Genomic DNA, 24,660 nt, shown 5'->3' on the forward strand with positions numbered 1-24,660 from the left:
GCTAGTGCATGCGGATGAGCCGTTACACCCCTGTCCGAATCACACGCCACCCCTGGTCCGCACGCTCGCGCGCACCCTAGGGTGGAGCCATGCCACGGACGCCGAAGGTCTTCGGAATCATCCTCGCCGGCGGCGAGGGCAAGCGACTCATGCCGCTGACGGCGGACCGGGCCAAGCCCGCGGTCCCGTTCGGCGGTCAGTACCGACTCATCGACTTCGCGATCTCCAACCTGCTCAATTCCGGCCTGCGCCAGATCGTGGTGCTCACGCAGTACAAGTCGCACAGCCTGGACCGTCACATCTCGCAGACGTGGCGCATGTCGGCGCTCCTCGGCTCCTACGTCACGAGCGTTCCGGCGCAGCAGCGACTCGGCAAGCGGTGGTTCTCGGGGTCGGCCGATGCCATCCTCCAGAGCCTGAATCTCATCAACGACGAGAAGCCCGACATCGTCGTCGTCATCGGCGCCGACCACGTCTACCGCATGGACTTCCAGCAGATGCTGGCTGCGCACATCGAGTCGGGGGCGCGCGCGACCGTGGCGGGCATCCGTCAGCCGATCGAGCTCGCGAACCAGTTCGGCGTCATCGACGTCGAACCCGACGATCCGTCACGGATCCGGGAGTTCCTGGAGAAGCCCCACGATCCGATCGGCCTCGCCGATTCGCCCCACGAGGTGCTGGCGTCCATGGGGAACTACATCTTCGACACCGACGCCCTCATCGAGGCGGTCGAGGCCGACGGTGAGATCCCCACCTCGAATCACGACATGGGCGGCGACATCGTCCCCTACTTCGTCGGTCGCGGCGAAGCGGGCGTCTACGACATGAAGCGCAACGACGTGCCCGGTTCGACGGATCGCGACCGCTACTACTGGCGCGACGTCGGAACCATCGACTCCTTCTTCGACGCGCACCGCGACCTGATCTCGACGCTGCCGATCTTCAACCTCTACAACACCGAGTGGCCGATCCACTCGCAGACGGTCAACTCGCCGCCGGCGAAGTTCGTGCGCGACTCCGTCGGACGCATCGGCAACGCGATCGACTCGATCGTCTCGCTCGGCTCCGTTCTGTCGGGAACGCACATCGAGCGGAGTGTCGTTGGGCCATGGACGCTTGCGGGCGGAGGGTCCACGATCACGGACGCGGTGCTGTTCGATCACGTGCGCGTGGGACAGGGGGCGAGGATCCACCGGGCGATCCTCGACAAGAACGTCGTGCTCGCCGACGGGGCGACCATCGGCGTCGATCGCGATCGCGACCTGGCCCGCGGCTTCACCGTGACCGATTCCGGCATCACGATCGTCGGCAAGGGCGTGCACGTCGAGGCCTGAGCGCAAGTAGCGTGTGAGGGTGCCTGACTCCCCCGCGTTCCTCGTCGTGCTCGACGCCGATTCGACCCTCATCCGGAACGAGGTGATCGAGTTGCTCGCCGACGAAGCCGGGCGCGGTGCCGAAGTCGCCGCTGCGACCGAGGCAGCGATGCGCGGCGAGGTGGATTTCGCCGCTTCCCTCCGCTCCCGCGTCGAGGCCCTCGCGGGGGTTTCGGTGTCGGCCTTCGAGCGGGTCATCGCCCGCATCGAGCCGACCCCGGGGGTGCGGGAGTTCCTCACGGAGATCCATCGCCGCGGGGGCGTCGCCGCGGTGGTGTCCGGCGGGTTCCACGAGATCCTCGACACGGTGGCCCCATCGCTGGGCGTCGATCGGTGGCGTGCCAACCGCTTGGACCAGCGCGACGGAGCACTCACCGGCCGCGTCTCCGGGCCGATCATCGATGCTCGGGCGAAGGCCGACGCCGTGCGCGAGTGGGCCCATCAGGAGCACATCCCGCTTCGGCAGACGATCGCGATCGGTGACGGGGCGAACGACCTCGAGATGATGCGCGTGGCAGGACTCGGCGTCGCCTTCAACGCCAAGCCGACCGTGCGCGCTCACGCGGATCTGGTCGTGGGCCCGATCGATCTGCGGGAAGCGATCTCGCTCCTGCCCTGACCTCGCTCCCGCCTGTGTCGGACCCTGACGCTACCGTGAGGCTCATGGACATCCTTCTCGTTCCCGGCCTCTGGCTCGATGCCTCCTCGTGGTCCGATGTCACCGCGCCACTCGTCGCGAACGGTCACCGTGTGCATCCGCTGACGATGCCGGGCACCGGCGCCTCGGCATCCGAGAGCGACGAGATCGGAATCGACGACTGGGTCGGAGCGGTCGTCCGCGAGATCGACGCTGCGACGCATCCCGTGGTGCTGATCGGACACAGCGGAGGCGGAAACGTCGTCTACGCGGCTGCCGACCGGCGCCCGCACGCCGTGGCGCACGTGACCCTGCTCGACACCTTTCCGCCCGTTCCGGGAGCTGGCATCTCGGACTTCCCGTCGTCGACGGTGTCGTGCCGTTCCCCGGGTGGGAGTTCTTCGACGAGGACGACGTCGCCGATCTCTCGCCGGAAGCGCGTGCCCGCGCGGGGGCCCGCACGAGCTCGGTTCCGCGGCACGTGCCCACGGACGCCCTCCGGCTGACGGACGAGCGGCGTCGCGGTGTGCCCGTCACCATCGTGACCGGGACCGTGCCGGCGAACGTGATCCGAGAGATCGCGGCGGACCCCGCCCCGTGGGCGGCGGAGCTGGCAGCCGTCGAGGATCTCCGCATCATCCAGCTCCACGACGACGGTGCGCCAGGAGGGCACTGGCCGCAGTTCTCAGCTCCGGAGCGAACGGCTCGAGCGCTCCTCGAAGCGGTGCGGGAGACCCCCGGCGCCCCCGGCGAGGAGTCCGGGCACCCGGCGGGTCAGTGACCCATGCCGAGGCCGCCGTCGACCGGGATCACGGCGCCGGAGACGTAGGCGGCCGCGTCGGAGGCGAGCCACGCGACCACACCGGCGACCTCATCGGATGATCCGAAGCGACCGGCGGGAATGCTCTTCTTGTAGTCGGCCTGGGTCTGCTCCGGCAGTCCAGCGGTCATGTCGGTCTCGATGAAGCCCGGGGCCACGACATTCGCGGTGATCCCGCGCGCGCCGAGCTCGCGGGTGAGCGACCGAGCGAAGCCGACCAGCCCGCTCTTGGACGCGCTGTAGTTGATCTGACCGGCAGAGCCCAGCAGCCCGACCACGCTGGAGATCAGGATCACTCGACCCCAGCGCTTCTTGAGCATGCCCTTCGAGGCGCGCTTGACGACGCGGAACGATCCGCCGAGGTTCGTGGACACCACGTCGTCGAAGTCGTCCTCGCTCATCCGGAGGAGGAGGGTGTCGCGTGTGATGCCCGCGTTGGCCACCAGCACGTCGACGGGTCCGAGCGCGCCCTCGACCTCGGTGAAGGCGGCGTCGACGGCAGCCGCGTCCGTCACGTCGGCCCGCACCGTGAGCGTGCCCTCCGGGCCCTCCCCGCTGCGCGCGGTCACCGCGACGCGGTAGCCCTCTGCGACGAACCGCTCGGCGATGGCGCGGCCGATGCCACGGTTTCCCCCGGTGACGAGGACGACGTGCTCAGAGGACATAGCTGATGCTCCTTCATGCTGCGGGCGGGGACCCGCCTCAGCCTAGCGGGCACGCGATTGACACCCGTCCGTCGGCACTGCCACGCTGGAAGCGCCCTCGAGAAAGGCCTCAGATGACACAGCCCGACCCCCACGGCGGACCCACGTCGCCCGGCGCGTGTCCGCCGCCGGCTCACGGTGCGACACCACCGCCCTACGGCGCGGGAGGTCCTGCGGGTGCGCGGACGAACACCCTCGCGATCGTCTCGCTGATCGCCTCGATCAGTGCTTTCGTGATCCTGCCGTTCCTCGGCTCGCTCGCGGGGGTCATCACCGGGCACATGTCGCTGTCTCAGATCTCCCGCACCGGCGAACAAGGTCGCGGCCTGGCCCTCGCCGGCCTGATCGTCGGCTACGTCGGCCTGGCCCTGGCGGTCATCGGGGTCATCGCGGTCATCCTCTTCTTCGGCGTCTTCCTCACCGCTGTGTCGCAGTCGACCTACAGCTGACCCGCGGGCTCCCGGGTGCGCAGCGGGCGTACCCTGGAGGGACCGTGAAGCACTCGCACCACACGCCGTCGGCGACGTCCCTCCCCCGCGCACCGCGCGAGGGCGCGGACTCCCGCGCGCGCACGTACCTCGTCACCATGGGGATCCGCGTGCTGTGCTTCGCGCTGATGGTCTTCGTCACCCCGTACGGATGGTGGACGTGGGCCTTCGCGGCTGCTGCGATCTTCCTCCCCTACGTTGCCGTGGTGTTCGCGAACGTCGGGTCCGATGTTCGCGAGACCGGCGTCGAGAGCCCCGAACGGGCGCTGCCGGCGGCGGCGGTCCGCTCCGCGCCAGAGCGTGACGACGAAGCCGTGCAGCAGGCGCGGCCCCGTGTCATCCGCATCGAGGAGACACGTCGCGAAGGCGAGAACAGGGGTGGGTGACGCGCGTTGCTCTCGAGCGGGATGCCGCGAGACCGCGCGCTGGCGCATCGACTGGCGGAACCCGCGCATCCACGGGGCCGACCGTCGCAAGACGTGGGTCGCCTGCGATGCGCACCGCGCCTTCCTGCGGGATTTCCTCGCCGCGCGTGATTTCCCGCTCGATGTCTCCGAACTCGAGGCGACGTCATGAGCCGGCGCACGGCGCCGACGGCCGTGCGGTGGTCGGGATACGTCGCCGTCGCGGTGCTGTTCGCGATCGCCTGCGCGTTCCTGTCCCATTGGCAGTTCGAGCGGAACGAGTCGCGTGCCGCCGAACTGGAGCTCGTCGACCGCAACTACGACGCCGTGCCCGTCGGTCTGGCGGACCTCGTCCCGGAGGGATCGACGCTCGACCCCGAAGACGAGTGGCACCCGGTCGTGATGACCGGCGAGTACCTCCCGGCGGATCAGCTGCTGGTGCGAAACCGTCCCCACGGCGGCACCGCGGCGTTCGAGGTGCTCGTTCCCTTCCGCCTCGAGGACGGGCGCATCCTGATCGTCGATCGTGGGTGGGTGCCTCCCGGCGAGAGCAGCCGCGAGCCCGACGCCGTCGCAGCCCCTCCGGAAGGCACCGTCGAGGTGACGGTGCGTCTGCGACCGGGAGAGGCTCTCACGTCGTCCGGAGAGTCCGTGGACGGCGGGCAGATCCCCACCATCAACCTCCCGCTCATCGCGGCGGTCGTCGCCGACGGCGAGCGAGTCGAGCAGAGCGCCTACGGCGCCCTGGTGTCGGAGCAGCCCGCGCCGGCGACGACGCTCGGCGCACTCGACGACCCGTCGGCCGACCCCGGGCCGCACCTGTCGTACGCCATTCAGTGGATCCTCTTCGCGATCATGGGCTTCGTGTTCATCGGATACATGATCCGCACCGAGATCCGCGCGCGACGCGACGATGACGAAGACGACGAGAAGCCGGCGGACACGACCGGACCCATCGCCCGGCGACGCCGCGACCACGATGCGGATGCCGAGGACGCGCTCGTGGACGCCCTCGGCCGGTGATCACGCCAGCGTGATCAGCTCGATGTAGTCGCGCCCCCAGATGTCCTCGACACCGTCGGGGAGGATGAGGACCCGCTCCGGGTTCAGCGCCTCCACGGCGCCCTCGTCGTGGGAAACGAGCACGACCGCGCCCTCGTAGTGGGCGAGGGCTCCCAGGATCTCCTCGCGCGAAGCGGGGTCGAGGTTGTTGGTGGGCTCGTCGAGGAGCAGCATGTTCGCCGACGACACCACGAGGGTCGCCAGCGACAACCGGGTCTTCTCACCGCCCGAGAGCACTCCCGCAGGCTTGAGCACGTCGTCACCGGTGAACAGGAACGACCCCAGCACCTTGCGCGCCTCGGTCGCGGTGATGTCGGGCGCTGCGGACATCATGTTCTCGAGCACCGAACGGTTCACGTCGAGGTTCTCGTGCTCCTGCGCGTAGTAGCCGACCTTGAGACCATGGCCCGGCTCGATGACACCCGTGTCGGCCCGGTCGACGCCGGCGAGGATACGAAGGAGGGTCGTCTTGCCGGCACCGTTCAGGCCGAGCACGACGACCTTCGAGCCGCGGTCGATCGCGAGGTCGACGTCGGCGAAGATCTCCAGCGACCCGTACGACTTCGACAGCGCCTTGGCCATCAGCGGTGTCTTGCCGCACGGGGCGGGCTTGGGGAAGCGCAGCTTCGCGACGCGGTCTTCCTGGCGCACCTCGTCGAGACCGGAGAGCATCTTCTCGGCGCGTGCGACCATCTGGTGCGCGGCGGCCGCCTTGCTCGCCTTCGCACCGAAGCGTGCCGCCTGCAGCTGCAGCGCGGTCGCCTTCTTCTCGATGTTGGCCCGCTCCTTCTTGCGCCGTTCCTCGTCGGCGACCCGCTGTCGCAGGTAGTTCTTCCAGTTCATGTTGTACACATCGATGACCTGACGATTGGCATCGAGGTAGAACACGCGATTGACCGTCTCGCCCACGAGCTCCACGTCGTGGCTGATCACGATCAACCCGCCCTTGTAGGACTTCAGGAACTCGCGCAGCCACACCACGCTGTCCGCGTCGAGGTGGTTGGTGGGTTCGTCGAGGATCATCGTCTGGGCGTCTGAGAAGAGGATGCGCGCCAGCTCGATGCGCCGGCGCTGCCCGCCCGACAGCGTCTTCAGCGGCTGGTCCAGGATGCGGTCCGGCAGGGAGAGATTGTGGGCGATCGAGGCCGCCTCGGCCTCCGCGGCATAGCCCCCCAGGGCCTCGAACCGCTCGGTCAGGTTGGCGTACTTCCGCATCGCCCGCTCCGCGACGGCGGAGTCGTCCGAACCCATGGCTTCGGAGGTCTCCCGCATGCCGATCGCGATCGTGCCCAGGCCGCGGGCGTCGAGGATCCGGGTGCGAGCCAGCATCTCCGGATCGCCGGACCGCGGGTCCTGCGGCAGGTAGCCCAGCTCGCCGGAGCGGTCGACGCGCCCGGCAGAAGGCAGCACGTCGCCGGCCAGCACCTTGGTGAGCGTGGTCTTTCCGGCGCCGTTGCGCCCGACGAGCCCGATCTTGTCGCCGTCGGAGACGCGGAAGGAGACCTCCGACATGAGCACGCGGGCGCCCACGCGGATCTCGAGGTCGTGCACGGCAAGCACAGCGATCGTCCGTTTCGTTGGTGACAGGGGACAAGGGAGGCCGACGGCCAGCCTCCTAGTATAAGTCGGGAACGGCCCGGAGACCGCCGGGCACGACCTCCGAAGGAGCGCCATGACCCTCGCTGCCCCCTCCCCCGCCCGTCGACGCGTGCTGGCCGATGTCATCGCACGGCCCGAAGGACGCGCCCGCGCGCTCGCGACCGACGCCGCGCTCATCCTCGCCGGCGTCGCCGTCGTGGCCGTGCTCGCGCAGGTGTCCGTGCCGCTGTGGCCGGTCCCGATCACGGGTCAGACCCTCGCTGTCGTGGTCGTCGGCGCCGCCCTCGGCGCACGGCGGGGCGCGCTCGCCCTTCTCGCCTACCTGGTGATCGGGCTCGCCGGGCTCCCCGTCTTCGCGGACTTCACCGGAACGGTCGCGGCGGTCGCCAAGCCCAGCTTCGGATTCATCCTGGGCTTCATCGGGGCGGCATTCGTCGCGGGCTGGTTCGCCGAGCGCGCGTGGGACCGCAAGCCCTGGCTCGCTTTCGTCGGCTTCGTCGCCGCCAGCGCCGTCCCCTTCGTCGTGGGCATCCCCTACATGGCACTCATCCTGAACGGCGTGATGGGACTGGAACTGTCGGTGTGGCAGCTCCTCCAGGCGGGACTGTTCCCCTTCGTCATCGGCGGCGTGGTGAAAGCGGCGATCGCCGCGGCGGTCATCCCGGGAGCCTGGGCCCTCGTGCGCCGCGTCGACACATCCCGCGACTGATTCGCCTCCCCGCTGCGAGCCGAGGGGTTCGAGAGCACTCCGAATGTCGGGTAAAGTAAGCCTGCCCTAACACCTAGGAGGAATCTTGTTCCGCTCCCCCCGCACACGCATAGCGCTCGCCGCCGTGACCGCCACCGCACTCGGTGTCGCCCTCGCAGGCTGCGCAACAGGTGTCCAAGAGTCCGAGGACGCATCGTCGTCGACGACCGGCGACACCTTCCCCGTGACGATCGAGCACGCTCTCGGCGAGACGGTCATCGAGTCGCAGCCGGAACGGGTCGCCGCGATCGCGTGGAGCAACCAGGACGTCCCCCTGGCCCTCGGAGTCGTTCCCGTGGGGATGGACTCCCAGGTGTGGGCGTGGACCGGCGAAGCCGAGCTCGGCGTCTACGAGTGGACGCAGGATGCGATCGACGAGCTCGGCGGTGAGGAGCCCGTCATCTTCTCCTCATCCGACGGTGTGGACTTCGAAGCCATCGCCGACACCGCCCCCGATGTGATCCTGGCCGCCCAGTCGGGCCTGAGCGAGGAGGACTATTCCACGCTCAGCGAGATCGCCCCTGTGGTCGCGTATCCCGAGATCGCCTGGTTCACGCCGTGGCGAGACACCATCATCCTGAACGCCGAAGCGCTGGGCATGGCCGAGGAAGGCGAACAGCTCGTCGCCGATCTCGAGCAGCAGATCGCCGACGCGACGGCGGAGGCCGACTTCGCCGGGAAGACGGCGGCGTTCTTCTACGCGAGCCCGGCCGACCTCTCCACCGTCTCGCTCTACACCGGCGGTGACTCGCGGACCGCCTTCCTCGACGACCTCGGCTTCGATCTGCCGCAGGTCGCGATCGACGCCGCGGCGGAGGGTTCCTTCTACCAGGACTTCAGCGCGGAGAACGCCGACCAGCTCGCCGACGTCGACATCATCGTCAGCTACGGCGACGGCAGCCTGCTCGAGGCGATGCAGGCCGACCCGCTGTGGAGCACCCTGCCCGCCGTGCAGAACGGCGCCGTCGTGGAGGTCGGAAACGGAGACGCCCTGAGCGCCGCCGTCAGCCCGACCGCACTGTCGATCCCGTGGGTCCTCGACGAGTACGTCGCGATGCTCGAGGACGCCGCCTCGCAGGCTCAGTGACGCTCCTCGCCGCGAACACGCGCCGCGCGCCCGCCTCTCGTGCGAGCGCGCGGCCGCGTGTCGTGGCCCTCGTCATCGGACTCGCTCTCCTCGTCGTCACCGTGATCCTCTCGCTGGCATTCGGTTCCAGGCCGGTCAGCGTCACCGAGGTCGTCGACGGCGTCACCACGTGGCTGCGCGGGCAGACACCCACCGAGATCGGTGCACTCGCGGTGCAGAGCCGCATCCCCCGCACCGCGCTCGCCATGCTCGCTGGTGCGGCGCTGGCCATCTCCGGCGCCCTCATGCAGGCCATCACCCGCAATCCGCTCGCGGACCCCGGCATCCTCGGCGTCAACACCGGCGCCGCGCTGGCCGTCGTCATCGGCATCGCCTTCTTCGGCCTGGCAGACACGTGGGGTTACCTCAGCTTGGCCCTCATCGGCGCCGGCCTCACCGCCGTCTTCGTATACTTCGTCGGATCGGTCGGCGCCGGCGGCACGACGCCCATCAAGCTCGCGCTGGCGGGAGCTGCGACGACCGCCGCCCTCACGTCGCTCGTGTCAGCGATCCTGCTGCCGCGTCAGAACGTGCTCGACGAGTTCCGCTACTGGCAGGTGGGCAATGTCGGACGAGCGGAATGGGAGACCATGGCGGTGGTCGCGCCCGTTCTCGTCTTCGGCGCCATCGTCGCCATCTTCTCCGCCTCGGCTCTGAACGCGCTCGCGATGGGCGATGACGTGGCGACGGGCCTCGGCGTGCACGTCGGACGCATCCGCATCGTCGCCGCCATCGCGGGGGTCGCCCTGTGCGCCGCCGTCACCGCGGTCGCCGGCCCGATCGGCTTCGTCGGGCTCATGGTCCCGCACGTGGTGCGCCTCGTCTCCGGGCCGGACCAGCGGTGGCTCCTCCCTCTCTCCGCGATCGGCGGCGCCATCCTCCTCGTCGCGGCAGACACGATCGGACGTGTCATCGGCTCCCCCGGCGAGGTCGAGGCGGGCATCATCACCGCATTCGTCGGGGCCCCCGTTCTCATCGTCATCGCTCGCCGCACCCGGATGAGGGCGCTGTGACCGCGACAGCAGAGATCATCGACGGAACCGCCGCCGCGGTCCGCGCAGGCCGCCGCGCACGGACGCGTCGCCGCACGATCGCGGTCGCCGCGCTGGTGATCCTTCTGATCGGCCTCAGCATCGCGATGCTCACGCTGGGCAACACCGTCTACCCGCTCGGCGATCTGATCGCGGTCATGCTCGGCAACGACGTTCCCGGGGCATCCTTCACCGTGGGCACACTCCGAATACCCCGTACCCTCACCGGTGTCCTCGCGGGTGTCGCGTTCGGCGTCGCCGGCGTGACCTTCCAGACCATGCTGCGCAATCCTCTCGCCAGTCCGGACGTCATCGGGATCACCTCCGGTGCCAGTGCGGCGGCGATCCTCTCGCTGATCGTGCTGGGCTGGGGCAGCGGGGCCACCATGACGCTGGCCCTGCTCGCCGGCGTGGGAACGGCCGTCGTCATCTACATCGCTGCTCGTGGTGGCACGTCGACCGGCGGCCGTCTGATCCTCATCGGCATCGGCATCGGCGCCATGCTCGACGCCGTCGTGGCCTACCTCCTCGTCCGCGCCCAGGTCTACGACGTCGCCGTCGCCGCACGATGGCTCGCGGGCAGCCTCAACGGTGCGCGGATGGAGGACGTGCCGCCGCTTGCCGTCGCGGTGTTCGTCCTGGTGCCGATCGTGCTGCTGCTCAGCAGGGATCTGCGCGCCCTGGAACTCGGCGACGCGTCGGCCACCGCCCTCGGGGTGCGTGTCGACCGCACGCGGCTCCTTCTCGTCGTCTCGGCGGTCGCCCTGGCCTGCTTCGCCACCGCCACGACCGGACCGATCGCCTTCGTGGCCTTCCTCGCCGGACCGATCGCCACCCGGATCGTCGGCGCGGGCGCATCCGTGGTCGTCCCGGCGGCGCTCACGGGGTCGTGCCTCGTGCTCGCGGCCGACCTCCTGGGGCAGTTCGCCTTCGACACGAAATTCCCCGTGGGCGTCATCACCGGCATCCTCGGAGCTCCCTACCTCCTGTACCTGCTCATCCGTACCAGCCGCCGCGGAGGCTCTTCATGACCCACGCACACCAGCTCCGCACGGAGGGCCTCGTCGCCGGCTACGCGGGCGCCGTCATCGTCGACGACGTCGACCTCGACGTGCCCGCCGGCAGGATCAGTGTGATCGTCGGCGCGAACGCGTGCGGCAAGTCGACGCTGCTCAAGACGATGTCGAGGCTGCTCGCGCCGGAGAGCGGAACGGTCGTCCTCGACGGCCGTCGCATCGACCAGATCCCCACCAAGGAACTCGCCCGATCGCTCGGACTGCTCCCGCAGCAGCCGATCGCCCCCGAGGGCATCGTGGTGTCGGAACTCGTCGGACGCGGGAGGCACCCGCACCAGAAGCTCTTCCGGTCCTGGACGACCGAGGACGACGTCGCCGTCGCGCACGCCCTCGACGCGACCGGTGTGAACGACCTCGCCGACCGCCCGATCGACGAACTGTCCGGCGGACAGCGGCAGCGCGTGTGGATCGCCATGGCACTGGCTCAGGAGACGGGCGTGCTGCTGCTGGACGAGCCGACGACCTTCCTCGACGTCAGTCACCAGGTCGAGGTTCTCGACCTGCTCACCGATCTGAACCGCCGGCGGGGCACGACGATCGTCATGGTCCTGCACGACATCAATCTCGCGGCGCGGTACGCCGACCATCTGTTCGCCCTCAGACGCGGTCGACTCGTCGCGAGCGGTCCGCCGTCGGATGTCATCACCCGCGAACTCATTCGCGACGTCTTCGACCTGGACTCCCTCGTCATCGACGACCCGGTCTCGGGGTCTCCGATGGTCCTCCCCCGTGGACGCCACCACATCCTCGACCCCCTGGACGGAGTGACACCATGACAGACAAGCCCTACCGGTTCTTCCGGGTGCGTGTGACGGCCATCAGCGACCTGACCCCCAGCTTCCGACGCTTCACCTTCACCGGCGACGACCTCGACGATTACGGCGACCCGGGCTTCGATCAGCGGATCAAGCTCATCTTCCCCACCGCGACAGCACCACTGGAGGCGATGCCGACCGGAGACGACTGGTACGCGCAGTGGCGGGAGCTCCCCTCGGACACCCGCCCCCACATCCGCACCTACACCACGCGACGCGTGCGTCACGAGCTGCGAGAGGTGGATGTCGACATGGTCGTGCACGACGTCGCCGGCCCCGCCTCCCGGTGGATCGACGACGCGAGGATCGGCGACGAGCTGCTGATCCTCGCTCCGTCCACGGCCGCGACCGGCGTGAGCTTCGGCATCGACTTCGTCCCGCCTGAGCGCACCGACGCCGTCCTGCTCGTGGGAGATGAGACCGCGGCCCCCGCGATCGCGGTCATCCTCGAGCAGCTCCCGCCGGAGGCTCGCGGACACGTCGTTCTCGAGCTGCCCGAGCCGGCCGATGCGGCCTACATGCCGACCCATCCCGGGTTCGGGATGTCCATCGGGCACCGCACCGCCGACACGCGGCACGACTTCCTCACCACGACCGTGCCGCACGTCGCCGAACGTCTCGCGCCCGGCGGGACGGGAGCCGACGTCGAAGAGATCGACATCGACACCCAGCTCCTCTGGGAGGTGCCGCGCACGGCCAAGGGCGGCGCCGCCTTGATGAGCGCACCGCTCTACGCGTGGCTGGCCGGGGAAGCCGGCGGCATCAAGGCGCTCCGTCGTCATCTCGTCAGTGAGCGGGGCGTGGATCGCCGAGCGGTCGCCTTCATGGGCTACTGGCGCCTCGGCCGCGCCGAGATGTGAGAAAGGGCGCGACCGCGCAAGCGGTCGCGCCCTTCACCTCGGTCACGAGGAGTGCGCGTCAGATCGCGAAACCGAGGGCACGCATCATGTCGCGCCCATCGTCGGTGATCCGCTCCGGACCCCACGGCGGCATCCAGACCCAGTTGATCCGGAATCGATCCACCACGGCGTCGAGCGCCTGCGCGGTCTGCTCCTCGAGCACGTCCGTCAGCGGGCAGCCGGCGGACGTGAGTGTCATGTGGATCACGAGGGCGTCGTTGTCGTCGTCCCACGCGAGGTCGTAGATGAGCCCCAGATCGACGACATTGATCCCGAGCTCCGGATCCATGACGTCTTTGAGCGCTTCGGAGACCTCGTCGTACTTCTCGGTCGTGAGCGTGACGGTCATGTAACGATTCTACGCGCCGGCGTCGACGGTCGGCTCAGCGACCTGCGGAACGAAGCGATCGTAGCCCTCGTCCTCCAGCCGGTCGGCAAGTTCCGGGCCGCCCTCCTCGACGATGCGGCCCTTGACCATCACGTGCACGTGATCAGGCCGGATGTAACGCAGGATGCGGGTGTAGTGGGTGATCAGGAGCACACCGAGGTCGGTCTGCTCCTTCGCCCGGTTGACACCCTCGGACACGATCTTGAGGGCGTCGACGTCCAGCCCGGAGTCGGTCTCGTCCAGCACGGCGAGCTTCGGGCGGAGCAGCTCGAGCTGCAGGATCTCGTGGCGCTTCTTCTCGCCGCCGGAGAATCCCTCGTTGACGTTGCGCTGCGCGAACGTCGGGTCCATCCGGAGATTCGTCATCGACTCGCGGACGTCCTTGGTCCACGAGCGGATCGCGGGTGCTTCGCCGTCGATGGCGGTCTTGGCGGTGCGGAGGAAGTTCGTCACGGTCACCCCGGGGATCTCCACAGGGTACTGCATCGCCAGGAAGAGCCCGGCGCGGGCGCGCTCGTCGACGGACATCTCGAGCACGTCCTCGCCGTCGAGCGTGATGGATCCGCCCGTCACGGTGTACTTGGGGTGTCCGGCGATCGTGTACGCGAGCGTCGACTTTCCCGACCCGTTCGGGCCCATGATGGCGTGCGTCTCGCCCGTTCGGATGGTCAGTGTGACGCCGTTCAGGATGGGGGTGGCCCCCTTCTCGGTCTCGACCGTCACGTGCAGGTCGCGGATCTCGAGGACAGTCATGATGTGTTCCTTCGTCAAGTCAGGTCTTTGGTCACGGCCGGATCGATCATCACGTCGTCGCCGTCGATCTCGACGACGTAGACGGGGACCGGTTCGAAGGCCGGAAGGTTCTGAGGTCTGCCGGTGATGAGCGAGAACGCCGAGCCGTGCGCCCAGCATTCGAGGGTGTCCCCCTCGACGAATCCTTCGGACAGCGAGATGTCGCCGTGGGTGCAGGTGTCGCCGATCGCGTGCACGACGCCCTCTGCGTCCAGGACGACCGAGATCGGCACGCCGTCGAGCTCCACGCGGTGCGCGGTGTCCTGCTCGAGCTCGCTCAGCGAACAGGCTCGCTGTGCGCTCACGCGGCGCCGTCCTCGAGCTCACGCTCGATCGCGGCCGTCAGTTCGTCCTGCAGCGCCGGGATGCCGATCCGCTGCACGATCTCGGACAGGAAGCCGATGACGACGAGCCGACGCGCCTCATCCTCGGCGATGCCGCGAGCCTGGAGGTAGAACAGCTGCTCGTCGTCGAAGCGGCCCGTCGCACTGGCGTGCCCGGCGCCCTGGATATCGCCCGTCTCGATCTCGAGGTTCGGGATCGAGTCGGCTCGTGCACCGTCGGTGAGCACGAGGTTCCGGTTCGCCTCGTACGAATCCGTTCCCACCGCATCGGGACCGATCAGCACATCGCCGATCCAGACGCTCCGGGCGGAAGCCCCCTGCAGGGCGCCCTTGTAGAGAACGTCGCCGACGGTGTGGGGGCCCTTGTGGTGCAGGTACACCTGGCTCTCGAGATGCTGACCCGAGTCCGCGAAGGACAGTCCGTACAGGCGCGCCTCGGAGCCCGGACCGGCGAGTTCGACCGACGGGTTCACCCGCACGACGGAGCCGCCGAAGGTGACGACGACGTGCGTGAGCGTCGCGTCCTTGTCGACTCTCGCCTGGTGCGACGCGGCGTGCACGGCGTCGTCGTCCCACCGCTGGACGGTCACGAGCTTCAGCGTGGCGCCGTCGCGGACGATCACCTCGACGTTCTGCGCGTACGCCGCCGATCCGCTGTGGTCCAGGACGACCGTCGCGCGGGAGTTCGGAGCCGCCTCGATGACCAGATGCGCGTTGCCGTGACGCTCGGCGCCCGCGCCACGGAGCGAGAGGACGAACGGTTCGTCGAACTCGCCGCCGTCGGGCACGCGCAGGTGCAGCGCGTTCGCGCCCCGCTTCCACGCGATCGCGCTGATGAGATCCTCGGGCCGGAAGACCTCGCCCCTCGGTCCGGCGTCGTCATCGGCCGGGGCCACGATGAGGTCGGCGATCGTCTCTCGGTCATCGGAGACGGCCGGCGCTCCCTGCCCGTCGGTCTCCTCGTCGACGAAGAGGGTCCCGAGGCGGTCGAGCGGCGCGTGGCGCCAGTTGACCTCGCGGCCGGTGGGACGCTCGAAGTCCGCGGGGTCGAACGATGTCGGTCGCTCTGAGCGAGTCTGAACCGGGACGAACGATCCTGCCCCGTCCGAATGCGGCACTGATCCGGGCACCGTCGCGGGTGCCTGAGTGGTGGTCGTCATCTAGCCGACGGATCCTTCCATGCCCATCTCGATGAGCTTGTTGAGTTCCATGGCGTACTCCATGGGCAGTTCGCGGGCGATGGGCTCGATGAAGCCGCGCACGATCATCGCCATGGCTTCGTCCTCCTCGAGGCCTCGCGACTGCAGATAGAACAGCTGCTCCTCGCTGACCTTCGAGACCGTGGCCTCGTGGCCGAGCTGAACATCGTCGACCCGGATGTCGATCGCCGGATAGGTGTCCGAGCGCGAGATGGTATCGACCAGCAGGGCGTCGCATCGCACCGTGTTGGCGGAATGATGCGCGTTCTCCGCCACACGGACCTCGCCCCGATAGCCGGCTCGCCCGCCACCGCGCGCGATCGACTTCGACACGATCGAGGACTGCGTGTACGGCGCCATGTGGATCATCTTCGCCCCGGCGTCCTGGTGCTGACCCGGACCGGCGAAGGCGACCGAGAGCGTCTCGCCCTTGGCGTGCTCGCCCATGAGGAAGATCGACGGATACTTCATCGTGACCTTGGAGCCGATGTTGCCGTCGACCCACTCCATCGTCGCGCCCTCGTGGGCGACGGCGCGCTTGGTCACCAGGTTGTAGACGTTGTTGGACCAGTTCTGGATCGTCGTGTACCGCACGCGGGCGTTCTTCTTGACGACGATCTCGACGACGGCCGAGTGCAGCGAGTCGCTCTTGTAGATCGGGGCGGTGCAGCCCTCGATGTAGTGAACGTAGGAGTCCTCGTCGGCGATGATCAGCGTGCGCTCGAACTGCCCCATGTTCTCCGTGTTGATACGGAAGTAGGCCTGCAGCGGGATGTCGACGTGCACGCCCTTCGGAACGTAGACGAACGACCCGCCGGACCACACCGACGTGTTCAGCGCGGCGAACTTGTTGTCACCCGCCGGAATCACCGTGCCGAAATACTCCTCGAAGAACTCCGGGTGCTCGCGCAGCGCGGTGTCGGTGTCCATGAATATGACACCCTGACGCTCGAGGTCCTCCTGGATCTGGTGGTAGACGACCTCGGACTCGTACTGGGCCGCGACGCCCGCGACGAGGCGCGCACGCTCCGCCTCCGGGATACCGAGCTTCTCGTACGTGTTCTTGATGTCCTCGGGAAGGTCTTCCCACGACTGCGCCTGCTTCTCCGTGGAGCGCACGAAGTACTTGATGTTCTCGAAGTCGATGTCGGAGAGGTCCGCGCCCCACGTCGGCATCGGCTTGCGTTCGAACAGCTGGTGACCCTTGAGGCGGGCCTTCAGCATCCACTCCGGTTCGTTCTTCAGGCGGGAGATATCGCGCACGACGGCCTCCGAGAGGCCGCGCTTCGCGCTCGCGCCGGCGACGTCCGGGTCATGCCATCCGAACTCGTACACCCCCAGGCCATCGAGCTCGGGACGATCGATCAGCACATCCGACATGGCTCAACTCCTCTCTCTTGGGCCGCAACGTTGTCATCCGCCCCGGCATTCCCCGCCCTTCGGGAGTTTGGAAGGTGGATGCCGCTCAGGTGGGCCCGATCACAGGCGCCTCGTTACCGCGCCTAGACTGTCAGTGATGCGAAACGCGACAGCGTCGCATCCCGAACCACTCGATTCTACAGGGTTCACCGGCGGCCGCACCGAGAGCGGCCCGATGCCGTGCACCCGGAAGGCCGCGCATGCCCTCCTCCGTCTCCCCCGTCGAGAACGCCTCTTCCGTCGAGTCCTCCGGTGGCATCCGTGGGCGGATCGTCGCGTTCCTCCCCGACCGTGTCGACCGGCGTGTCGTGGCCGCGGCCTGGGCGACTCTCGTCGTGCAGATCGGCATCGTGGCCACCGGCGGTCTCGTGAGACTGACGGGCTCCGGTCTCGGATGCCCCACATGGCCGCGCTGCACCGACGAATCGTTCGTGGCGACGCAGGAGATGGGCATCCACGGCGTCATCGAATTCGGGAACCGCCTGCTGACGTTCGTGCTGGTGGCGGTGGCGATCGTGACGTTCCTCTTCGTCGTGCGGATGCGTCGACGCCGTCGCGACCTCTTCTGGCTCGCCCTCGCGATCGGCCTCTACGTGCCGCTGCAGGCGATCATCGGCGGCATCACCGTCCTGACGAACCTCAACCCCTACGTCGTCGGCCTGCACTACTTCGCGTCCGTGGTGCTCGTGGCCCTGTCGGCCGGCCTCGTGGTGCGGGTGTACGCCGTGCCGGGTCCGCGACGCGTCGCCGTACCCCGGACCTACCGCGCGCTCGTCGCCGTCACGGCCGTCGGCGTGCTGGTGACGGTCGCCGTCGGCATCCTCGTCACGGGTTCGGGGCCGCATGCCGGCGACGGCGGTGCGGCACGGAACGGTCTCGACCCGGAACTCATGCAGCATGTCCACTCCTGGCCGGCTTATGTGACGCTGGCGCTCTCGCTGGCGATCTTCGCCCTCGCCTTCCGGATGCCGGCCCCCCTTCGGCTGCCGCTGTGGACAGGGCTGCTCCTCCTCACCGAGGCCGCGCAGATCGCCGTGGGCCTGTGGCAGGCACGCGCCGGCCTCCCGATCGTGCTGGTGAACATCCACATGGTGCTCGCGGTGGTCCTCGTCGCAGCCATGACCGCGGTCGTCCTGCACCAGTCGCTGCCGGCGACCCATCCGCGATCAGACCCGGCCCCGCGCTCATAGCGGACTCATCGGATTCACCCACCCGCAACCGAGGAACCGCATACCGCGCGCACGGACGCTCCCGGAATCGTGTCCTCGGTCGCGGCCGACCGGCCGCACGTGAGGAGCAGATGACAATGACCACCCGTCCCAGCCTCGTGCGCAGCATCCCGTTCTGGATCCTTCTCGCAGGCTCCCTCGGCACGGCCGGATACGGCGCGAGCATGGTGACCGGAACGCTGGACTCGATGACCACGACCCTCCTGGACGGAACGGCGACCGGCGTCGACGTCTACGTCGGCCAATCGACGGCGGTCATCGGTGCCGTGCTCATCGGCGCAGGTGTCATCGGCGTGCTGCTGACCCTCGCCGTCGCGGCCGTTGCGACCCTGCGCCCGTATCCTGCACCGGAGATCGTCGAGGCTGTCGACCCGGCGGCCGACTCGGAGGAGAACGACCTGACGCCGGATGCGCCGCAGAGCGAACCCGAGATCACGCGCCCGGAAGCGGACGCGGAGACCGACCGCGTCGGCTGACCGCACGCGCGGCCCGCTGCGACTCAGAAGGGCAGCAGCGGGTCGACGGCGATCGCGACGAACAGCAGGGTCAGGTACGTGATCGACGCGTGGAACACCCGCATCGGCTTCGGCTCCGTGCCGCGGACGGCTCGGTTGTAGAGAACGTGCGACTCGTAGACGAACCAGCCGCCGAACACGAGGGCTGATGCGGTGTAGACGATGCCCATCGACGCGACCGGGATGAGCAGCAGGGAGCACACCACCGTGGCCCACGCGTAGAGGATCACCTGCAGCCCCACCTGCGATCCGTTCCGGGTCGCTCCGAGCATCGGCACGTCGACGTCGTCGTACTGGTCCTTGTACTTCATCGACAGCGGCCAGTAGTGCGGCGGCGTCCACAGGAAGACGAGCACGAAGAGGATGACCGGAGGCCACGCGAGCGAACCGGTCACAGCGGTCCAGCCGATGAGCACCGGGAAGCAGCCCGCGATCCCGCCCCACACGATGTTCTGCTCGGTGCGGCGCTTCAGGAGCATCGTGTAGATCACGACGTAGAAGAAGATCGCGCCCGCGGACAGCGCCGCCGCCAGAGCGTTCGTCGTGACGAACAGCCACGCGGTCGAGCCCACGGCCAGCGCCCATGCGAACACGAGGGCCCCGCGCGGAGAGACCTCGCCGGTCACCAGCGGTCGGTTGACGGTGCGCTGCATGTGCGCATCGATGTCGCGATCGAGGTACATGTTGAACGCCGCCGCCGAGCCGGCGCTCATCGAGCCGCCGATGACCGTCGCGAGCACGAGCCACAGGTCGGGCAGACCGCCCTCGGCGAGGATCATCACCGGCACCGTCGTGACCAGCAGCAACTCGAGGACGCGGGGCTTCGTCAGCGCGACGTAAGCCAGGATCGTCCGGCGGATCGATCGGGTTCCCTCGGTTCGCCGGGTGCCGGTCTGAGCCGTCGTGGTGTGCATCTCCCCCGCCATCGCCGCCTGAACAATCGCTTCAGTCTATGGCATGCTCGCGCGACCACACTCCCGCCCGACGACGTGCGACCTCCGACGCGGGCGCCGGCACGGATCACGGCCGTGTGACGGCCTGAGGGCGAATCGCTATGCTGAGAGGACACGCGCGCCGCACGCGCCGATCCCATCCCTCGCCACCGGCTGATTCGGGGATCCGTGCGCGTCAGCGCACCCTCGAGAAAGGCCCTCTGTGTCGGAACTGCGTTGGGAAGAGATCGATCGGCGCGCGGTGGACACCGTGCGCGTGCTGGCGGCGGATGCTGTCGAGAAGGTCGGCAATGGTCACCCCGGAACGGCGATGAGTCTCGCTCCGGCGGCGTATCTGCTGTATCAGCGGGTGATGAACCACGACCCCGCGGATGTGCACTGGCCGGGTCGTGATCGTTTCATCCTCTCTGCGGGGCATTCGTCGTTGACGCAGTACATCCAGCTGTATCTGGGTGGGTTCGGGTTGGAGCTGCAGGATCTGAAGGAGCTGCGGACGTGGGGGTCGAAGACCCCGGGTCACCCGGAGTTCGGTCACACCGATGGTGTGGAGATCACGACCGGGCCGCTGGGTCAGGGTCTGGCGTCGTCGGTCGGGTTCGCGTACGCGGCCCGGTATGAGCGGGGTCTGTTCGACCCGGAGGCTGCGCCGGGTGAGTCGCCGTTCGATCACACCATCTATGTGATCGCGTCGGATGGGGACATCCAGGAGGGCATCACCAGCGAGGCGTCTTCGTTGGCCGGGCATCAGGAGCTCGGCAATCTCGTGGTCATCTACGACGCGAATCAGATCTCGATCGAGGACGACACCGACGTCGCGTTCACCGAGGACGTCGCCGCCCGCTACGCCGCGTACGGCTGGCATGTGCAGACGGTGGATTGGAAGAAGACGGGCGAGTACGTCGAAGACGTCGCCGAGCTTCACGCAGCCCTCGAGGCGGCGAAGGCCGAGACGTCGAAGCCGTCGATCATCGTGCTGAAGACGATCATCGGGTGGCCCTCGCCGGGCAAGCAGAACACCGGCAAGATCCACGGCTCCAAGCTCGGCGACGACGAGTTGAAGGCGACGAAGGAGGTGCTCGGGTGGGACCCGGAGCAGACCTTCGTGGTGCCCGACGACGTCCTCGAACACACTCGTTCACTCGCCGATCGTGGCGCAGAAGCGCGCGCGGCGTGGCAGGAGAAGTTCGACGCGTGGGCCGGCGCGCACCCCGAGCGCAAGGCGCTGTGGGACCGCATCAACGCCCGCGAGCTCCCCGCCGATCTCGCCGATGCGCTCCCGGTGTTCGAGGCGGGCAAGGACGTGTCCACCCGTGCCGCGTCGGGGCAGGTCATCAACGCCCTGGCCGACAAGCTCCCCGAGCTGTGGGGCGGCTCGGCCGACCTCGCCGAATCGAACCTCACCACCATCAAGAACGCCGCCTCGTTCATCCCGTCCGAGTGGTCGACCGACGAGTGGGACGGCAACCCGTACGGGCGGGTGCTGCACTTCGGCATCCGCGAGCACGCGATGGCGGCCATCATCAACGGCATCGTGCTGCACGGCCCCACCCGCGCGTTCGGCGGGACGTTCCTGATCTTCAGCGACTACATGCGCCCCGCGGTGCGTCTGGCCGCGCTGATGAACATCCCCTCGATCTTCGTCTGGACCCACGACTCCGTCGCCCTCGGAGAAGACGGCCCCACCCACCAGCCGATCGAGCAGCTCACCGCGCTGCGCGCCATCCCGAACCTCGCCGTGCTCCGCCCCGCCGATGCGAACGAGACCGCCGTGATCTGGCACGAGATGCTCCGCCGCCACGCCGGCCCCTCCGGCATCGCCCTGACCAGGCAGAACATCCCCACCTTCGAGCGCGGTGACGGTGCAGCCAGCGGCGACGTCCTGGCCTCCGCCGACCTCGCCGCGAAGGGCGCATACGTCCTCGCCGAAGCACCGAACGGCACGCCCGACGTGATCATCATCGCGACCGGGTCCGAGGTGCAGCTCGCCGTCGCCGCCCGCGAAGCCCTCGCCGCCGACGGCGTGGGTGTGCGCGTCGTCTCCGCCCCGTCGTTGGAGTGGTTCGCCGAGCAGGACGCCGACTACCGCGAGAGCGTCCTTCCCGCCGCGATCACCGCCCGCGTCTCCGTCGAAGCCGGGCTCGCCCTGGGCTGGCGCGGCATCGTCGGCGACCGCGGCCGGTCCGTCTCGATCGAGCACTTCGGCGCCTCCGCCGACTACCAGACCCTGTTCGACAAGTTCGGCATCACCACCGAAGCCGTCATCACCGCCGCCCGCGAAACCCTCGAGGAGAACGCATGAGCACCCCCACCGCACGCCTTGTCGAAGAGGGCGTCAGCATCTGGCTCGACGACCTGTCTCGTCAGCGCATCACCAGCGGCAACCTCGCCGACCTGATCATCACGCGCAACGTGACCGGCGTCACGACCAACCCGACGATCTTCGCGGGGGCGCTCGCCAAGGGCGAGTCCTACGACGGCCAGGTCTCCGTGCTCGCCAAGGACGGGGCCGACGTCGAACGGGCGATCTTCGAGATCACCACCGACGACGTGCAGGCCGCCTCGGATGTCTTCCGTCCGGTCTTCGACGCGACCGGCGGCGTCGACGGACGCGTATCGATCGAGGTCTCCCCCGAGCTCGCGCACGATACCGATGCCACCGTCGCGGAAGCCAAGAAGCTCGCGGCGAAGGTGGACCGCCCCAACGTGCTCATCAAGATCCCCGCGACGAAGGCCGGCCTCCCGGCGATCACCGAGGTGATCGGAGCAGGCATCAGCGTCAACGTGACCCTCATCTTCAGCCTCGAGCGTTACGACGAGGTCATCGACGCCTACCTCGCCGGAGTGGAGAAGGCGCAGGCGGCCGGGCACGACATCTCCACCCTCCAGTCGGTGGCGTCGTTCTTCGTCTCCCGCGTGGACACCGAGGTCGACAAGCGCCTCGCGGCCATCGGCACCGACGCGGCCTCCTCGCTGTCGTCGAAGGCCGGTCTCGCGAACGCGCGTCTGGCTTACGAGCTGTTCCAGAAGAAGTTCGCCTCGGACCGCGCCAAGGCCCTGCTGGAGGCCGGCGCCACCGTGCAGCGCCCCCTGTGGGCATCGACGGGTGTGAAGGACCCGGCCCTGCCGGACACCCTCTATGTCACGGAGCTCGTGGCCAAGGGAACCGTCAACACGATGCCCGAGAAGACCCTCGAGGCCACCTTCGACCACGCGGAGATCACCGGCGACACCGTGACCGGCGCCTACGCGGAGTCGCACGACTACTTCTCGCAGCTCGAGGCCGCAGGCGTGGACTTCGCCGACGTCACGCAGGTCCTGGAGGACGAGGGCGTCGAGAAGTTCGTCGCGTCGTGGCGTGAGCTGCAGGAGACCGTGAAGGCTGCTCTCTCCGAGGCCGCAGAGGCCTGAGGTGAGCTTTCACCTCCACCTCTCCGGACATGTCGAGGAGGCGGTCGAGAGGACCCTTCCGGGTCTCGTCTCGAGCCTCGTCGCCTCGGCCCTGACGGCCGGTGACGACAGTCTGTGGGGTGCCACGGCGCAAGCTGAGGCGTCCCGCCGGCTGGGGTGGGTCCAGGCCGTCAGCACATCGCGTCCGCTCGTCCCCGAGATCCTCGCCCTGCGCGAGGAACTCGTGGCGCACGGGACGACCCGCATCGTGCTCGCCGGCATGGGCGGCTCCTCCCTCGCACCGGAGGTCATCGCGCAGACGGCCGGCGTTCCGCTGACGATCCTCGACTCCACGGCGCCGGGGCAGGTGCTCGCCGCCATCGACGGTGATGCCGAGGCGGGCGGCCTCGACCGAACGGTGCTGGTCGTCTCGAGCAAGTCGGGGTCGACCATCGAGACCGACTCGGCACTCCGGGCCTTCGACGCGGCCTTCCGAGACGTCGGCATCGATCCGGCGGAGCGCATCGTGGTCGTCACCGACCCCGGCTCGCCCCTCGAGGCGGCATCCGGCTCCGCGGGCTATCGCACGTTCACGGCCGACCCCACGGTCGGCGGTCGATACTCGGCGTTGACCGCCTTCGGGCTGGTTCCCGCCGGACTGGCCGGGGTCGACATCGTCGAGTTGCTCGATGAAGCCGAGGCCACGCTGCTCGAAGTCGCGATTGACGACCCCGGGAACCCCGCGCTCGTTCTCGCGGCCGCGATCGCCGGCGGCGAGCCGCGCCGGGACAAGCTCGGGCTCGTCACGGACGGGACCCACATCGTCGGGCTGCCCGAGTGGATCGAGCAGCTGATCGCCGAGTCCACCGGAAAGCAGGGGACGGGCATCCTCCCGGTCCCGCTCCTGCCCGTCTCCCCCGAGCTCGAAACCCGGCCAGAGGATCTGCAGGTCGTGAGACTCGTCGATGACGCGGCGGAGTTCCACCTCTTCGAGCACCATCACGGCGAGGTGCTCGTGAGCGGTTCCCTCGGCGCCCAGTTCGTCGTATGGGAATATGCCACCGCGATCGCCGGACGCCTGCTCGGAATCAACCCGTTCGATCAGCCCGACGTCGAATCGGCCAAAGCCGCGGCCCGCGGGCTGCTCGACGAGCGACCCCCGTCGATCGCCCCGGCGTTCGTCGCCGACGGCGTCGAGGTTCGCGTGTCCGATCCCGTACTGGCCGCTCCCGGAACGATTGCCGGCGTTCTCGACGCCCTCTGGTCGCGTGTGCCGGGCGACGGCTATGTCGCGATACACGCCTACGTCGATCGTCTGGAGTACGCACCGATCGAGGGGCTGCGCGAACTTGTCGCGGCCGACTCCGGCCGACCGACGACGTTCGGATGGGGTCCGCGGTTCCTGCACTCGACCGGCCAGTTCCACAAGGGCGGTCCCGCCCGCGGGGTCTTCCTGCAGATCCTCGAGAGCACCGACGTCGACCTCGAGATCCCCGGGCGCCCCTTCACCTTCGGGGAGCTCATCCACGCACAGGCAGTCGGCGACGCCACCGTCCTCGCCGAAGGGCACGGCCGTCCGGTCGTCACCCTGACGCTCACCGATCCCCAGGTCGACGTGATGTCGCTCTTCGAAGCGGCGCAATAGGAGAACA

At 68.7% G+C, this 24,660-nt stretch carries 27 protein-coding genes; 19 read left to right on the forward strand and 8 right to left on the reverse strand.

Annotated features, from left to right (window positions below):
• Positions 1-89: 89 nt before the first annotated feature.
• The 4 genes from IM777_RS09735 to IM777_RS17250 are packed head-to-tail and all read left to right on the forward strand — an operon-like array spanning position 90 to position 2,791.
• The gene (locus IM777_RS09735) at positions 90-1,334 is read left to right on the forward strand and encodes a glucose-1-phosphate adenylyltransferase (RefSeq protein WP_071043564.1); all 1,245 of its coding nucleotides are present in this window, start codon (positions 90-92) and stop codon (positions 1,332-1,334) included.
• A 19-nt stretch (positions 1,335-1,353) separates the two neighbouring features.
• Positions 1,354-1,992 (forward strand): phosphoserine phosphatase SerB, encoded by a 639-nt coding sequence (gene serB, locus IM777_RS09740; RefSeq protein WP_194383186.1) that lies wholly within the window; start codon positions 1,354-1,356, stop codon positions 1,990-1,992.
• Between the two features lie 44 nt (positions 1,993-2,036).
• On the forward strand, positions 2,037-2,516 hold the full coding sequence (locus IM777_RS17245; protein WP_228480745.1) for an alpha/beta fold hydrolase: 480 nt from the start codon (positions 2,037-2,039) through the stop codon (positions 2,514-2,516).
• A complete protein-coding gene (locus IM777_RS17250) occupies positions 2,492-2,791 on the forward strand; it encodes a hypothetical protein (RefSeq protein WP_228480746.1) in 300 nt (99 codons plus the stop codon). Before IM777_RS17245 ends, IM777_RS17250 begins: the two co-directional genes overlap by 25 nt.
• Here IM777_RS17250 and fabG read toward each other — a convergent pair.
• On the reverse strand, positions 2,785-3,495 hold the full coding sequence (gene fabG / locus IM777_RS09750) for a 3-oxoacyl-ACP reductase FabG (RefSeq protein WP_071043567.1): 711 nt from the start codon (positions 3,493-3,495) through the stop codon (positions 2,785-2,787). The two genes, IM777_RS17250 and fabG, sit on opposite strands and share 7 nt — an antisense overlap.
• A 113-nt stretch (positions 3,496-3,608) precedes the next feature.
• Here fabG and IM777_RS09755 point away from each other — a divergent pair, with 113 nt between their 5' ends.
• The 4 genes from IM777_RS09755 to IM777_RS09770 are packed head-to-tail and all read left to right on the forward strand — an operon-like array spanning position 3,609 to position 5,449.
• Complete coding sequence (locus IM777_RS09755; protein WP_194383187.1) at positions 3,609-3,983, forward strand: DUF4190 domain-containing protein; 375 nt, start codon at positions 3,609-3,611, stop codon at positions 3,981-3,983.
• Between the two features lie 44 nt (positions 3,984-4,027).
• Positions 4,028-4,408, forward strand: coding sequence for a DUF3099 domain-containing protein (locus IM777_RS09760; RefSeq protein WP_194383188.1), 381 nt, complete (start codon positions 4,028-4,030; stop codon positions 4,406-4,408).
• The gene (locus IM777_RS09765) at positions 4,401-4,598 is read left to right on the forward strand and encodes a hypothetical protein (RefSeq protein ID WP_071043569.1); all 198 of its coding nucleotides are present in this window, start codon (positions 4,401-4,403) and stop codon (positions 4,596-4,598) included. The genes IM777_RS09760 and IM777_RS09765 overlap by 8 nt, the downstream gene beginning before the upstream one ends.
• Positions 4,595-5,449, forward strand: coding sequence for an SURF1 family cytochrome oxidase biogenesis protein (locus IM777_RS09770; protein WP_194383189.1), 855 nt, complete (start codon positions 4,595-4,597; stop codon positions 5,447-5,449). Before IM777_RS09765 ends, IM777_RS09770 begins: the two co-directional genes overlap by 4 nt.
• Here IM777_RS09770 and IM777_RS09775 read toward each other — a convergent pair whose 3' ends face one another.
• Positions 5,450-7,048: an ABC-F family ATP-binding cassette domain-containing protein gene (locus IM777_RS09775; RefSeq protein ID WP_194383190.1), complete on the reverse strand. Its 1,599-nt coding sequence runs from the start codon at positions 7,046-7,048 to the stop codon at positions 5,450-5,452.
• 112 nt (positions 7,049-7,160) lie between these two features.
• Between IM777_RS09775 and IM777_RS09780 the strand changes: the two genes are divergently transcribed.
• From IM777_RS09780 to IM777_RS09805, 6 genes are all read left to right on the forward strand, one after another.
• The gene (locus tag IM777_RS09780) at positions 7,161-7,796 is read left to right on the forward strand and encodes a biotin transporter BioY (RefSeq protein WP_194383191.1); all 636 of its coding nucleotides are present in this window, start codon (positions 7,161-7,163) and stop codon (positions 7,794-7,796) included.
• A gap of 85 nt (positions 7,797-7,881) precedes the next feature.
• Positions 7,882-8,922: an iron-siderophore ABC transporter substrate-binding protein gene (locus IM777_RS09785; RefSeq protein WP_194383193.1), complete on the forward strand. Its 1,041-nt coding sequence runs from the start codon at positions 7,882-7,884 to the stop codon at positions 8,920-8,922.
• Positions 8,919-9,974, forward strand: coding sequence for a FecCD family ABC transporter permease (locus IM777_RS09790; protein WP_194383194.1), 1,056 nt, complete (start codon positions 8,919-8,921; stop codon positions 9,972-9,974). Before IM777_RS09785 ends, IM777_RS09790 begins: the two co-directional genes overlap by 4 nt.
• Complete coding sequence (locus tag IM777_RS09795) at positions 9,971-11,023, forward strand: FecCD family ABC transporter permease (RefSeq protein ID WP_194383195.1); 1,053 nt, start codon at positions 9,971-9,973, stop codon at positions 11,021-11,023. Before IM777_RS09790 ends, IM777_RS09795 begins: the two co-directional genes overlap by 4 nt.
• Positions 11,020-11,844, forward strand: a complete 825-nt coding sequence (locus IM777_RS09800) for an ABC transporter ATP-binding protein (protein ID WP_194383196.1) — start codon at positions 11,020-11,022, stop codon at positions 11,842-11,844. Before IM777_RS09795 ends, IM777_RS09800 begins: the two co-directional genes overlap by 4 nt.
• Positions 11,841-12,743 carry a siderophore-interacting protein gene (locus IM777_RS09805; protein WP_194383197.1) on the forward strand — a complete coding sequence of 301 codons (903 nt, stop codon included), beginning with the start codon at positions 11,841-11,843 and terminating at the stop codon, positions 12,741-12,743. The genes IM777_RS09800 and IM777_RS09805 overlap by 4 nt, the downstream gene beginning before the upstream one ends.
• A 58-nt stretch (positions 12,744-12,801) precedes the next feature.
• Here IM777_RS09805 and IM777_RS09810 read toward each other — a convergent pair whose 3' ends face one another.
• Genes IM777_RS09810 through sufB form a run of 5 tightly spaced genes read right to left on the reverse strand, consistent with a single transcriptional unit; the run spans position 12,802 to position 16,885 of the window.
• Positions 12,802-13,131: a metal-sulfur cluster assembly factor gene (locus tag IM777_RS09810; RefSeq protein WP_071043576.1), complete on the reverse strand. Its 330-nt coding sequence runs from the start codon at positions 13,129-13,131 to the stop codon at positions 12,802-12,804.
• A gap of 9 nt (positions 13,132-13,140) precedes the next feature.
• The gene (gene sufC, locus IM777_RS09815; protein ID WP_071043577.1) at positions 13,141-13,923 is read right to left on the reverse strand and encodes a Fe-S cluster assembly ATPase SufC; all 783 of its coding nucleotides are present in this window, start codon (positions 13,921-13,923) and stop codon (positions 13,141-13,143) included.
• A 14-nt stretch (positions 13,924-13,937) separates the two neighbouring features.
• Entirely contained in the window at positions 13,938-14,267 is a 330-nt protein-coding gene (locus IM777_RS09820) for a non-heme iron oxygenase ferredoxin subunit (RefSeq protein ID WP_071043578.1), read from the reverse strand.
• Positions 14,264-15,466, reverse strand: a complete 1,203-nt coding sequence (gene sufD, locus IM777_RS09825; protein WP_194383198.1) for a Fe-S cluster assembly protein SufD — start codon at positions 15,464-15,466, stop codon at positions 14,264-14,266. Before sufD ends, IM777_RS09820 begins: the two co-directional genes overlap by 4 nt.
• Positions 15,467-16,885, reverse strand: coding sequence for a Fe-S cluster assembly protein SufB (sufB, locus tag IM777_RS09830; RefSeq protein WP_194383199.1), 1,419 nt, complete (start codon positions 16,883-16,885; stop codon positions 15,467-15,469).
• 239 nt (positions 16,886-17,124) lie between these two features.
• Here sufB and IM777_RS09835 point away from each other — a divergent pair, with 239 nt between their 5' ends.
• Positions 17,125-18,114 carry a COX15/CtaA family protein gene (locus IM777_RS09835; RefSeq protein WP_194383200.1) on the forward strand — a complete coding sequence of 330 codons (990 nt, stop codon included), beginning with the start codon at positions 17,125-17,127 and terminating at the stop codon, positions 18,112-18,114.
• 116 nt (positions 18,115-18,230) lie between these two features.
• A complete protein-coding gene (locus tag IM777_RS09840; protein WP_194383201.1) occupies positions 18,231-18,629 on the forward strand; it encodes a dinucleotide-utilizing enzyme in 399 nt (132 codons plus the stop codon).
• A 23-nt stretch (positions 18,630-18,652) separates the two neighbouring features.
• Here IM777_RS09840 and IM777_RS09845 read toward each other — a convergent pair whose 3' ends face one another.
• A complete protein-coding gene (locus tag IM777_RS09845) occupies positions 18,653-19,582 on the reverse strand; it encodes a heme o synthase (RefSeq protein ID WP_194383202.1) in 930 nt (309 codons plus the stop codon).
• A 241-nt stretch (positions 19,583-19,823) separates the two neighbouring features.
• On the opposite strand from IM777_RS09845, the gene tkt reads away from it, so the two are divergent.
• From tkt to IM777_RS09860, 3 genes are read left to right on the forward strand one after another with little or no spacing between them, the layout of a single operon-like run.
• The gene (gene tkt, locus IM777_RS09850; protein WP_194383203.1) at positions 19,824-21,920 is read left to right on the forward strand and encodes a transketolase; all 2,097 of its coding nucleotides are present in this window, start codon (positions 19,824-19,826) and stop codon (positions 21,918-21,920) included.
• Positions 21,917-23,029: a transaldolase gene (tal, locus tag IM777_RS09855; RefSeq protein WP_194383204.1), complete on the forward strand. Its 1,113-nt coding sequence runs from the start codon at positions 21,917-21,919 to the stop codon at positions 23,027-23,029. Before tkt ends, tal begins: the two co-directional genes overlap by 4 nt.
• 1 nt (position 23,030) lies before the next feature.
• A complete protein-coding gene (locus tag IM777_RS09860) occupies positions 23,031-24,653 on the forward strand; it encodes a glucose-6-phosphate isomerase (protein WP_194383205.1) in 1,623 nt (540 codons plus the stop codon).
• The last annotated feature ends 7 nt before the right edge of the window (positions 24,654-24,660 follow it).

Origin of the sequence: Microbacterium luteum, assembly GCF_015277875.1 — a bacterium.
GTDB classification, from domain to species: domain Bacteria; phylum Actinomycetota; class Actinomycetes; order Actinomycetales; family Microbacteriaceae; genus Microbacterium; species Microbacterium luteum.

Bases quoted from the DNA above. Each gene is read 5' to 3' on its own strand.
- fabG (WP_071043567.1), bottom strand. From the start codon at position 3,495: ATGTCCTCTGAGCACGTCGTCCTCGTCACCGGGGGAAACCGTGGCATC.
- IM777_RS09835 (WP_194383200.1), top strand. From the start codon at position 17,125: ATGCCCTCCTCCGTCTCCCCCGTCGAGAACGCCTCTTCCGTCGAGTCC.
- sufD (WP_194383198.1), bottom strand. From the start codon at position 15,466: ATGACGACCACCACTCAGGCACCCGCGACGGTGCCCGGATCAGTGCCG.
- IM777_RS09735 (WP_071043564.1), top strand. From the start codon at position 90: ATGCCACGGACGCCGAAGGTCTTCGGAATCATCCTCGCCGGCGGCGAG.
- IM777_RS09800 (WP_194383196.1), top strand. From the start codon at position 11,020: ATGACCCACGCACACCAGCTCCGCACGGAGGGCCTCGTCGCCGGCTAC.
- IM777_RS09840 (WP_194383201.1), top strand. From the start codon at position 18,231: ATGACCACCCGTCCCAGCCTCGTGCGCAGCATCCCGTTCTGGATCCTT.
- IM777_RS09755 (WP_194383187.1), top strand. From the start codon at position 3,609: ATGACACAGCCCGACCCCCACGGCGGACCCACGTCGCCCGGCGCGTGT.
- sufB (WP_194383199.1), bottom strand. From the start codon at position 16,885: ATGTCGGATGTGCTGATCGATCGTCCCGAGCTCGATGGCCTGGGGGTG.
- IM777_RS09770 (WP_194383189.1), top strand. From the start codon at position 4,595: ATGAGCCGGCGCACGGCGCCGACGGCCGTGCGGTGGTCGGGATACGTC.
- IM777_RS09845 (WP_194383202.1), bottom strand. From the start codon at position 19,582: ATGCACACCACGACGGCTCAGACCGGCACCCGGCGAACCGAGGGAACC.
- IM777_RS09780 (WP_194383191.1), top strand. From the start codon at position 7,161: ATGACCCTCGCTGCCCCCTCCCCCGCCCGTCGACGCGTGCTGGCCGAT.
- tal (WP_194383204.1), top strand. From the start codon at position 21,917: ATGAGCACCCCCACCGCACGCCTTGTCGAAGAGGGCGTCAGCATCTGG.
- IM777_RS09810 (WP_071043576.1), bottom strand. From the start codon at position 13,131: ATGACCGTCACGCTCACGACCGAGAAGTACGACGAGGTCTCCGAAGCG.
- IM777_RS09805 (WP_194383197.1), top strand. From the start codon at position 11,841: ATGACAGACAAGCCCTACCGGTTCTTCCGGGTGCGTGTGACGGCCATC.
- sufC (WP_071043577.1), bottom strand. From the start codon at position 13,923: ATGACTGTCCTCGAGATCCGCGACCTGCACGTGACGGTCGAGACCGAG.
- IM777_RS17245 (WP_228480745.1), top strand. From the start codon at position 2,037: ATGGACATCCTTCTCGTTCCCGGCCTCTGGCTCGATGCCTCCTCGTGG.